The 11,104-nt window shown below is 63.0% G+C and carries 7 protein-coding genes; all 7 read right to left on the bottom strand.

Annotated features, from left to right (window positions below):
• Positions 1-131 precede the first annotated feature (131 nt).
• Positions 132-560 carry a hypothetical protein gene (locus tag HX873_RS06725; protein WP_177020241.1) on the bottom strand — a complete coding sequence of 143 codons (429 nt, stop codon included), beginning with the start codon at positions 558-560 and terminating at the stop codon, positions 132-134.
• A complete protein-coding gene (locus HX873_RS06720) occupies positions 523-1,152 on the bottom strand; it encodes a nucleotidyltransferase domain-containing protein (protein WP_177122496.1) in 630 nt (209 codons plus the stop codon). Before HX873_RS06720 ends, HX873_RS06725 begins: the two co-directional genes overlap by 38 nt.
• A gap of 62 nt (positions 1,153-1,214) precedes the next feature.
• A complete protein-coding gene (locus HX873_RS06715; RefSeq protein ID WP_177028013.1) occupies positions 1,215-1,541 on the bottom strand; it encodes a DUF6124 family protein in 327 nt (108 codons plus the stop codon).
• 510 nt (positions 1,542-2,051) lie between these two features.
• Positions 2,052-2,507 (bottom strand): chemotaxis protein CheW, encoded by a 456-nt coding sequence (locus HX873_RS06710; RefSeq protein ID WP_003213725.1) that lies wholly within the window; start codon positions 2,505-2,507, stop codon positions 2,052-2,054.
• On the bottom strand, positions 2,500-8,331 hold the full coding sequence (locus HX873_RS06705) for an Hpt domain-containing protein (RefSeq protein ID WP_177122495.1): 5,832 nt from the start codon (positions 8,329-8,331) through the stop codon (positions 2,500-2,502). Before HX873_RS06705 ends, HX873_RS06710 begins: the two co-directional genes overlap by 8 nt.
• A 198-nt stretch (positions 8,332-8,529) precedes the next feature.
• Entirely contained in the window at positions 8,530-10,581 is a 2,052-nt protein-coding gene (locus HX873_RS06700) for a methyl-accepting chemotaxis protein (protein ID WP_003213729.1), read from the bottom strand.
• Positions 10,578-11,102 carry a chemotaxis protein CheW gene (locus tag HX873_RS06695; protein WP_003213731.1) on the bottom strand — a complete coding sequence of 175 codons (525 nt, stop codon included), beginning with the start codon at positions 11,100-11,102 and terminating at the stop codon, positions 10,578-10,580. Before HX873_RS06695 ends, HX873_RS06700 begins: the two co-directional genes overlap by 4 nt.
• Positions 11,103-11,104 lie beyond the last annotated feature (2 nt).

The raw sequence follows: 11,104 nt of genomic DNA, 5'->3' as shown, positions 1-11,104 counted from the left end.
GACACACCGCATTCGCGAGCAAGCCCGCTCCCACATTTGCTCAGCGCTGTTCGGGAGAACGTGCGCAGAAGTCCCAAAATGGGAACGATCAGTCCCTTTTTGGGACTGATCTCGCTTCATCACCCAAGCCGCTATTTCTGGTTAGTCACCCACTGTTCGACCTCCTTCAATAGCGCTTGAGTATGCGCAATCAGTTGCTCCAACAACCCCTCATCCTCATCCATATACCCTTCATATTCCGCCAGGTTGCGGCGCTCGTGGCATAGCGCAAACAGTCTTACCTGAACCTTGTTGGCTGCGGTGGTATGAAGCAGGCATTGGAACACCAGATAGCGCTTGTCCGAGCGATAGCCGTGCAAGCGCAAGGCTGTGAGGGCGATTGCGTGGGCCGCGTTGTAAGCCAAATCAAAACGGCTGGCGAAAGATAATTGCGGGGTTTTGGCGTCCTTCAATCGATCACGGGCAGAGCGCATCAACCCATCACATTCCTTGCGATCCGGCGGCTCTGCCTTCAAGCCACCACTACGTTGCAGGTTCTCCAGGTTTGCCTTGCTGTCCATCCTTGGACTCCACGGGGTTTTCCCCAATCAGGTTGATCTTGTCCTGCTCCGCCACCCGCTGCACAAAACTATGACCGGCATTCCATTTGCCGATCCAGTCTTCGGGGGTATAGAGCGTCGGGTTGATGGTGCGGCCCAGTTGCTCTTCCAGCGGCATGAGCTGCTCCATGACTTCACTGTAGTTGAGGCTTTCGCCGATCAGCATCAGATCTATGTCACTGGATGAGTGCGCCTCGCCCTTGGCGATGGAACCGTAGATAAATGCCCACTTCAGTTGCGTGGCAAATGGAGCCAGTGCGTTGCGCAATGGCTCATCCAGGCTCAGGGTCTTGCGCACGATGGCCAACAGCTCCGAGTAAACGGGGCACTGCGGGTTGGCCTGGTAGTGGGTTTGGTTGCCCTGGCGCGTCACCGTCAGGATGCCTGCCAACTGCAAACGCTCCAGCTCGCGGGTCAGGCTGCCCTTGCCCACCTTTGCCCAGCGGGCGATTTCATTGGTGAAGAAGCTTTGGTCGGGCTTGCCAAAGAGCAAACCCAAGACTTTCTGCTGAGTCACGGTGAAGAGTGCAGTGCTAAGGGGCAGGGTTTGCATGGCAGCGACCGAAAAGTCCCAAAAAGGGAACGATAGGTCCCTTTTTGGGAACGATCAAGTTTTTAGGCTGCGCAAGAAGGCGCAACCTGCTCCAGTGCCTGATCAACCAATAACTGCCCCAGCTCACTCATCTGCTGAATGGCCAGCACCACACCGCGCTGGGAACCTTCCAATTCAAAGGCCAGGTTGGAAGTCAGGGCGTTGAGTGAGGCAAAGGTTTCAGAAGCGTTGGCCAGCAGGGCTTCGGTGGATTGAGAGGGGGTGACGGTAAAGAGTGAAGATGAAGCCGAAGGCGGAAAGTAATGATCCATCGCACGCTCGGCGGCGGCCTGGAGTTTGCGGTGTTCGATTTCGGTGTTGTGGGGCGGATTGGGGGTAGGTTTGAACATGATGTGCAGCTCCGATATGTATTAGGGAAGCTGACACCGTCCGCTTGCACGCGAATAAGGTGGCAGCTGTGCGCAGGTGTGCAAGACCGGGCATATCGGACCCCGGCAGACCCCAAGGGATCTCCCACGCACAGCCGCCATAAGAAATACAGCAGGCATAAAAAACGCCCGTTGAATGGCTATGGGCGTTGGTGCGCCGACATGTAACCGGACTTGCACGTCCGTGTCACCGTTTTTTGCGATGACGGACGAAGACTAGGCGCGATCGCAGGGCACAACAAGTTCATGCACAGCGCGAGAGGTTGCAGGAAAAATCCGACTGTAAAGCGCACGCCGATGCGATCGTTCCCACGCTCTGCGTGGGAATGCATCCCGTGACGCTCCGCGTCACCACAGCGCGAGACTTAAGCCTTGCATCGCCAGCTGGACGCAGAGCGTCCGAGGCTGCATTCCCACGCGGAGCGTGGGAACGATCATCAACGGTTTGCACGGATTGACTGACGGTTACACTCAGGCCAATCCGGCCTCGACCAACAACGCCTCCAATCCCATCAAGTCCGGCACCCTGGCCACATGCTCCCCCACCTGCACCGCCGCCAACTCCAGCGGGCACAACGGCACGTCCACATAACTCAACTGGCTATCGAGCTTGTACGAGCGCGGAATCCCCTGGATCACCAACGCAATAAACTTCAACGTCGGCCGTCCTCCGAGGGTGTTCAACACCACAATCCGCGCCCGCTCTCCCACCACGCCCGACTCGCCACACGCGGCCTCAAAGCTGATCAACGGCAACTGCCGATCCCGCCAGGTAACCTGCCGCAAATACCACGGCGGCGCATCACTGGCCGGTTCGCCGCGCTGGAAGTCGATCAGCTCGGCCACGGCGACGTTGGGCAACAACAGGTGACGGTCGGCCAATGGCAGCAGCAAGCCGGTGAGTTGAGTTGCGCGGTGATCAAGCACGGGACTTGCTCCAGTAAGCGATGCTTTCCAGCAGCACCGACTCTTGATAAGGCTTGCCGAGGTAGTCGTTGACGCCAATCGCCATTGCACGATCACGGTGTTTTTGCCCGGTGCGGGAGGTGATCATGATGATGGGCATGCGCATCAGCCGCGGGTCGTCGCGCACCTGGATGGCCACTTCGAAGCCGTCCATGCGCGGCATTTCGATGTCGAGCAGCATCAGGTCCGGGGTGTGCTCTTCCAGCACGGCCATGGCGTCGATGCCGTCCTTGGCGGTGAGCACGTTCATGCCGTTGCGCTCCAGCAGGCGGCTGGTGACTTTGCGCACGGTGACCGAGTCGTCCACCACCAGCACCAGCAGCGGGCGCTTTTTCAGCGGGTCGTTGAGGATCAACGGAGCGTCCGCCGCCTGGGCCGGCAACGCCGGTGGCCGGGCGCGGATATGCGCCATCAGGTCGATGATCAGCACCACGCGGCCATCGCCAAGGATGGTTGCGCCAGACACGCCCTTCACCCCGGCAAACTGCGGCCCCAGGCCCTTGACCACGATCTCCCGGGTGCCGGCCATGGCGTCCACTTGCACCGCCACGCGCCGTTCGTTGCATTGCACCAGCAGCACCGGCAGCGGCTGGTACTGGCCCAGCAGGTTCGGCCGGCCGACGGTGTGCAGCAGGTCGCCGAGGTAGAACAGTTCGTAGCGTTGGCCGGCGTATTCGTAGCGCGGCGGGTCCTGCTGATAGTGCCCTTCCAGCTCATGGGGCATGACCCGCACCAGGCCTTCGATGGTGTTCAGCGGGATCGCGTATTGATCGTCGGCACACTGCACCATCATCGCCCGGTTGACCGACACAGTGAACGGCAGGCGAATGCGAAAGTGCACGCCCTCTCCCGGCGTCGAGTCGATGACCATCGAGCCGCCCAGCTGGCGCACTTCTTCATGCACCACGTCCATGCCCACGCCACGCCCGGAAATCTGGGTGATTTTTTCGGCAGTGGAAAACCCCGGTTGCAGGATGAACTGCAACACGTCGCGGTCGCTGATTTCCAGGCTGGGGTCGAGCAAGCCACGCTTGATCGCCTTGCGCCGCACGGCTTCAAGCGGCACGCCGGCGCCGTCGTCGCGCATGTCGAAAACGATGTCGCCGCCTTCGTGGGTCAGGTCCAGCGTGATGCGGCCTTTCTCGGGTTTACCGGCCAGCAATCGTGCATCGCGGGATTCCAGGCCGTGGTCGACGGCGTTGCGCAGCATGTGTTCCAGCGGCGCGACCATGCGCTCCAGCACGTTGCGGTCCATCTCGCCTTCGGCATTGCCGACGATAAATTCCACGTCCTTGCCCAGCTCGCCCGCCACCTGCCGCACGATGCGTTTAAGCCGTGGCAGCATGCGTTCGAAGGGCACCATGCGCGTGCGCATCAGGCCTTCCTGCAACTCGGTGTTGATGCGCGCCTGTTGCTGCAGCAGGTTGTGGGCGTCCTGGTTGCGGCGGTCGAGGGTTTCCTTGAGGTCGAGCAGGTCGGAAGCCGATTCGAACAAGGCCCGGGACAGTTGTTGCAACTGGGAATGGCGGTCCATTTCCAGCGGGTCGAATTCTTCGTAGCCCAGGCGTTCGGCCTCGGCCTGCTGGCGGCTGAGGATGCGGCCCTGGGTCTCGGTGTCGAGGCGGCGCAGTTGATCGCGCATACGCTCGATGGTGGTTTCCACCTCGTTGAGGGCAACGCTCGCATCGTTGACCTGCTGCTCGATACGCCCACGGAAGATCGAAGTTTCACCCGCCAGGTTGACCAGGTCATCCAGCAAGTCGGCAGAGATCTTCACCATGTCGGCGGCCGGGTCGCTGGCCGGCACCGCCTCGGTTTTGGTTGCCGTCAACGCCACCGGTGCGTCCGTCACTTCAGCCGGACGCACCAGGCTCTTGATGCGCTCGATCAGCAGGTCCACCGAGCCCACCGGCATTCCCGCCGCCACCGCATCGATCATCTGCGCCAGGCGGTCGTGGCAGCCTTGCAGCAAGGCGAACAGCTCCGCCGAGGGCGCCAGCAAACCTGCCGACAAGCCCTCATAGAGAAACTCCAACTCATGGGCCAGGTCGCCAATCGGGCCGATCTCGACCATGCGAGCGCCGCCCTTGAGGGTGTGCAGGTCGCGCAGCAGTGTCTCGACTTCCTGGCGATTTTTCGGCTCGGCCTGCCAGCGCAACAGCGCGGCGCCGGAGCTGTCGAGGATGTCGGCGGCCTCTTCGAGAAAGATATCCAGCAGCTCGGGATCACTGCCCGGCGTCTCGACTTCGGCGGCCGCTGCGGGCGCCGCTTGTCCGGTGCCTTGGCGCAACTCACGCAAGTGGCTGATCAGGTCGGAGGAGTCGCTCAACGGTTGCTGGTGTTGCAGTTGCTCAAGCAACAGCGCCAGCCGCTCATGACTGGCCATCAACACATTGGCCAGCTCGCTGGAATAGCTGTAGCGACGGTCCACCAAACCTTCGTAAAGGTTTTCCAGCTCAAGGGCCAGGTCGCCCACCGCGCCGATTTCAGCCATGCGCGCGCCACCCTTGAGGGTGTGCAAATCCCGCTGCAACGATGACAGCGGCGCTGCGTTATCCGGGTCCAGCAGCCAACGCTTCAAGGACTGGCCGGCGCTGTCGAGGATGTCCACCGCTTCCTCAAGGAAGATCTCGACGATCTCGTCATCCACCGCAAAACCCTGATCGAGCTTCGCCGTAGCGGCGCCCAGCTCGGAGATGCTCAGCGCGCGGCTGCCATCGGTCTTGATCAAGCCGGTGGCGGACGGGTCGAGGCCTTCATCCAGCAGCTCGCGCAGGGCGCGTACCCGGGCCGGCGCCGCGCTGATTTCCTGGCCGGCGGCCAGTTGGTCGAGCATGTTGATCAGGGCTTCGTGGGCCTGTTCGGCCTCGTGGAAGAAGCGCTCGCTGACCGCCAGGCTGCTTTCTTCCACTGCGCCGTAGAGGTCGAGCAAGGCTTCGCACAATTCGTCCATCGGGTGCAGGTCGGCGAGGTGCGCGCCTTCGCCGAGGGTGGTCAGTTCGTCCAGCAGCGCGCTCAGTTCCTGGCGTTCGCCGGGGTGCTGTTGCCAGCGGCGCAGCAGGCTTTCGGCGTCCAGCAGGATGTCCATGCCCTGGGCCAGGAAGTTGGCGATCAACTGCGGGTCGCGCTTGATCCGCAGGCCGGTGTTGGGCGCATTCAGCAAGGCTTCAAGCTGGCTGTTCAGCAGGTTTTGCGTGCGCTCGATCAGCCCTGCTGCACCATTGATGGCCGCGTGAGGGTCACTGTCCAGCTGGCGCACGCCGCGCTGGAACAACGCTTCGGCCTCCAGCAGCAATTCGATTTCATCCAGGTCCAGCGGCAGGCGGTGGGCCTTGTATTCGCGGGTCAGGTGATCCAGCGGGCGCGCCAGTTCGGCGATGGGCAACACACCGGCCATATAGGCGCTGCCTTTGAGGGTGTGCAGTGCGCGTTGCAGGTCATCACTGACTTGCAGCGGCAGGTGCTCGGTGGCCTGTTGCAGGAAGCGGTTGAGGCTGTCGAGGTGGCTCTGGGCTTCGTTGCGGAAGATTTCCAGCAACTGCGGGTCCAGGGCGGCCGGGTCTGTGGCCGACGCTTCGACACGGCTGGCCAGGGCGTGCGCCCGCGCCGCCAGTTCGTCTACGTCATCGCGCTGGCGCTGGGCATTGTCGGCAAAATCGGTGATCAGCTCCGGCAGCAATTCCAACACGTCATCCAGCACTGCTTGCACATCCGGGCCCGGCGCGACGCTGCGTTCCAGCACGCGGTTGAGCAGGTTTTCCACGGCCCAGGCCAGCTCCGCCAACACCAGGGCGCGCACCATGCGGCCACTGCCTTTCAAGGTGTGGAAGGCGCGGCGCATTTCGCTCAGGGTGGCCTTGTCTACCAGGCTGGCGGTGCCGGCAGGCACATAGCGATGCAGCACGTCGAGAACTTCGGCGGTTTCTTCGAGGAAGACTTCCCGCAGTTCATCATCGATGGCTTCTTCACCGGCGGGCGGCGGCAGCAGGCTGCCGGGACGCTGGAGTGCCGGCGGGTTGAGGCGCGAGGTGGGGCTGGCCAACGCATCGGCGAGGAACGGGGTTTGCTCCGTGGGCGTATCACCCTGCTCAAGCAGTGCCTGGCGCCAGGGTTTTTCGGCCGGCAAATAGCCCAGCGCGGCCAGGCCTTCAGCGGCGACTTCCAGCACCCGTTCGCCCGGGGCGTCGTGGTCCTGGAGCATGCGTTCCAGGTAGTACTCGAGGCTGGTGAGCACATCGGCAAAATGCTCAAGCTGCGCCTCGGAAGGTGGGGCGTCGCCGACCATCAGTTGCTCGTTGACGTAGTCATTGCAGCCACGCATCAGGCTCGCCGCACGGGGCAGCGGAATCATCGCCAGCGCGCCGCGCACCTGGGTCAGCAACTCGGGCAGCGACTCCAGGCGCTGGCGGTCCCAGTGAGCCTCGATGCAGTCGATCACCAGCTCTTTGGCCTGGGTCAGGCACTGGCAGGATTCGCGGATGACGAGGTGGTGGATCTGCGTCAGGTCGGTGGTAGGCAGGCGGCTTTCTTCGCGGCGCTCCGGCTCGACAGTGCCGACCATCCCGGCCAGCGTGGCCTCGACGTAGAGCAACGCACCGGCAACGTCCATCAATACCGCATCGTTGGGTTCGCGCTGCCCCTGGGCCAGGCCGAGTACCACCGCCAGTTGGTCGATGATCACTTTGCGCGGCTGGCCGAAGCCCAATACGGCGAGGGTATCGGCGATCTGCCGCAGCGGCGCCAGCAACGCCTCAAGGTCCGAGGCGTGCTGACGGTCGCTGCGTACGAACAGGTCCAGGCGTTCCTTGACCCGCACCAGCTCCTCGCACAACGCGCCGAGCACCGAGCCCATCGCGTCGCGGTCCGGGCCGGCCAGGCGGGCGCGTTCGGCGTCCACCACGGCGCTGTCGGGCAAAGCTTCATCGAGGCCATATCGTTCTTTCAAACTTTGCATCCGTGGAGTCGGTCGGGTGACTTTGGCGACGTAGAACAACAGGCTCTTGAGCAGCTCATCCGGGGCCGGGGTGTTGATGCCCTGGATCAGCAGGCGCTTGAGTTGCTTGTCGCAGGCCTTGAGCAAACTGCGCAACGCCGGGCTATTGGCAACCACGCCAATGAGCATGCCTTCCACCAGCGCCGAGGTCACCTGCCACAACGGTAGCAGCGGCGCACCATGGCACAGGGCTTCGAGGCGGGCGAAGACCCGCGCCATGTCTTCCAGGTTGCTGGGGCCGTGGTCTTCGCGCAGCAAACCGACCAGCGCCTGTTGCAGCATCTGCCGCCACTGGCGCAGCAGCTCGGGGAAATCCTCTGGCGTGCGCTGGGCCAGGGCGTCTTCGGGCAGCGGCGGGATCACCAGCAGTTGCGGGCTGAACAGGCTGGTTTCCGAGAGCAGGCTTTCGCCGCGCACGCTGCGCAGGTCGTTGAGCAGCGGCAGCACTACCAGGGGCAGGTCGCGCCGGGCGCTGTGTACGCGGTCGAGGTACAGCGGCAGTTGGCCAAGGCCCTGTTGCAGCAGGCGAATGCCTTCGTCGCGCTGGCTGACGCGCGCGCCTTGCAGGGCGAGGGCCAGTTGTTCCATTTCTTCAGCGAACAGGGCCGCGCCGTAGAACTCGACCATCAACAGGCTGCCATGCACCTGATGGATGCATTCCAGGCACTGGCCGATGGCCTCGCTGCTGCTTTCTTCAACATAGGCGTCCAGCGCCGAGCGGGCCTGTTTCAGGGTTTCGGCAATTTCGCCCTTGACCCATTCGAGGGCCACGTAGTCGTGCCGATCAACCATAACCGCTCCCGTCTGAATTCATGAGTTGCTGGTAGTGCTGGGTCATGCGTACACCGATCTCAAAACAAAGGAGATCAACTGTGGGAGCGGGCTTGCTCGCGAATGCGGTGGGTCAGACAAAGCGTCGGCGACTGACACACCGCATTCGCGAGCAAGCCCGCTCCCACATTTGCTTTTCGGTGTTTTCGAGGGCGCATTTCACTCATCCACCCGCTTCGCCGCCGGCAAGGTGAACCCCGACACCGACCGCCGCAACTGACTGGCCATTTTTGCCAGGTTGCCGATGCTCTCGGCAGTGGCCGTAGAGCCTGACGAAGTCTGAGTGGTGATCTGCTGGATCACGTTCATCGTCAGGGAAATCTGCCCCGCCGACGACGTCTGCTGCTGCGCCGCGTTGGAGATACTCTGGATCAGCGCCGCCAGGGTTTTCGACACGCCTTCGATCTCTTCCAGCGCTACCCCGGCGTCCTGGGCCAGCCGCGCACCGCGCACCACTTCGGTGGTGGTCTGCTCCATGGAAATCACGGCTTCGTTGGTATCCGTCTGGATCGCTCGCACCAGGGTTTCGATCTGTCGGGTCGCCGCCGAAGAGCGCTCAGCCAGGCGCTGTACCTCATCGGCCACTACCGCAAAACCACGCCCGGCATCACCGGCCATGCTCGCCTGGATCGCGGCGTTGAGCGCGAGGATGTTGGTCTGCTCGGCGATGTCATCGATCAGGCTGACGATGTCGCCAATTTCCTGGGACGATTCCCCCAGGCGCTTGATGCGCTTGGCGGTGTCCTGGATCTGTTCGCGAATGTTGTCCATGCCGTGGATGGTGTTGTGCACCACCTCGTTGCCCTTGTTGGCAATCTCTACCGAACGCTCGGCCACTGCCGAAGATTCGGCGGCGTTGGCCGACACCTGGTCGATGGACTGGGCCATCTGGTTGATCGCCGTGGACGCTTCGGCAATCTGCTGTGCCTGATGCTCCGACGCTTGGGCCAGGTGCATGGCGGTGGCCTGGGTGTCCTGCACCGCACCAGCCACCTGGCCGGCAGTGAGGTTGATGGTGGCCACCAGGTCGCGCAGTTGGTCCACGGAATAGTTGATGGAGTCGGCAATGGTGCCGGTGAAGTCTTCGGTGACCGAGGCGGTGACGGTCAGGTCGCCGTCGGCCAAGTCTTCAATCTCATCCAGCAGGCGCATGATCGCGTTCTGGTTGCGCTCGTTCTTCTCGGCGGTTTCCCGCAACTGGCGGTTGGTCTCGCGGACCATCACCAGGCCGATCAGGATGATCGAGGCCAGCGCCAGCAAGCCCAGCACGTAGCCGCCGATGGTGTCGAAAGTGCGCCCGTCCGCCAGGTTTTCAAAGCCGGTGGCCAGGTGCGAGGCTTCGTCCAGCAGGGTTTGCGACAGGTTGAAGATATTGCTCGCCGAGGCGCGCACCTGGAACAGCTGCGGCGAGGTCTCGAGGATTTCGTCCACGGAACCGGAGACGAATTCGAACAGCTCGGAAATCTCCGCCAACCGGGCGCGGGCGTCGTGGTCTTCAACCTGGGTGATGCGCAGCCCGGGATTGCCGTTGAGCATGCCACTGAGCACCACGCCGAAACGGCTGGCATCGCGGCCAAAGGCATCGGCGGCCTGCACGGCAGTCTCGTCCCCCGCCAGCACGGTGTTTACCGCCCCCAGGATGCGTTCGGCCAGCAATGACTGGCGCTGGGCCAACGCTACCTGGCTGGCCGGTGCGCCGCGTTGCAGCAGAATATCGACAACCTTTTCCGACTCCATCTGCAACTGCGGAACGGTTTCCGCCAGGGTCGCGGCCACTTGATGCAGCGACAGCACCGTTTGCTCGCTGGCCAGAATCGCATCGGCGTTTTTCAGCAGCGCTTCCCAGTCGGTCTGCACGGCGCGCATTTCTGCACGCACGGCGGTGGGTGCAGCGGGCAGGCCGGTGGCCGGGTCGCCTTTTTTCAGGTAACCCCAGCGCTGGGCAAAATCGTTGCGTGCATCCCCCAGCAGCTTGAACGCCGCCGCCTTGCCGGCGGCAGCCTCGGTGGCGTTCTTGGCGATGCGCTGGGACAGCACCCGCAGCTCACCGGCGTGGCCGATGTACTGTTTGTCGTAGGTAGACTGGGTGTTGAGGTACGCGAAGTTGGCGAACAGCAGCATGATGAACACGATCAGCGCGATAAACAGCACGATGATCTGCGAGCGGCTGCGGGAGGCTTCCTGGGGTTTGACCGGGGTGACGGTACTCATGCGGCGACATCCATGAAACCTGGAGCCTGGGCCAGGGCGAAGGGGCTGAAGACCTGCCACAGCTGGTCGCCGTCGAACTGGCCCTGGATAAACGGCGCGCCGCCTGCGGTGCTCGTCGACAACGCGTCTTGTGCGAAATGCTGCATGCCCACCACCTCGTCCACCAACAGGCCGACAAACACGTCCTGATACTCCACCACCAGCACCCGCCGTTGTTTGCGCGCCACCGACAGCTCAAGGCCGAGGAAACCGCCCAGGTCCATCACCGGCAGCAAGCGCCCGCGCAGGTTGGCCACGCCCTTGATCCACGGCTTGACCCCGGGCATCAAGGTACAGCGCGGTTCGTGCAGCACTTCCGCCACCTCGCCCATGGGCGCCACGTACCAGTGTTCGCCCAGGCGAAACCCGATCCCGCTCCAGCTGAGCAACCGGGTTTCCTGGGACGGCAGGTCGGCAGCCAGCAAGCGGCAGCGGCGGTCGATGTCCAGCAGCAGCTCGAAGGCGGTTTGCGACTCGGTCATGG

The organism is Pseudomonas sp. P7758 (assembly GCF_013386485.1).
GTDB lineage: Bacteria > Pseudomonadota > Gammaproteobacteria > Pseudomonadales > Pseudomonadaceae > Aquipseudomonas.
Note: the sequence above shows the minus strand (reverse complement) of the source record. Positions and strands in the feature narration are given on the sequence as shown.

Coding starts and splice junctions, on each gene's coding strand:
- HX873_RS06725 (WP_177020241.1), bottom strand. CDS start 560: ATGGACAGCAAGGCAAACCTGGAGAACCTGCAACGTAGTGGTGGCTTG.
- HX873_RS06720 (WP_177122496.1), bottom strand. CDS start 1,152: ATGCAAACCCTGCCCCTTAGCACTGCACTCTTCACCGTGACTCAGCAG.
- HX873_RS06715 (WP_177028013.1), bottom strand. CDS start 1,541: ATGTTCAAACCTACCCCCAATCCGCCCCACAACACCGAAATCGAACAC.
- HX873_RS06705 (WP_177122495.1), bottom strand. CDS start 8,331: ATGGTTGATCGGCACGACTACGTGGCCCTCGAATGGGTCAAGGGCGAA.
- HX873_RS06700 (WP_003213729.1), bottom strand. CDS start 10,581: ATGAGTACCGTCACCCCGGTCAAACCCCAGGAAGCCTCCCGCAGCCGC.
- HX873_RS06695 (WP_003213731.1), bottom strand. CDS start 11,102: ATGACCGAGTCGCAAACCGCCTTCGAGCTGCTGCTGGACATCGACCGC.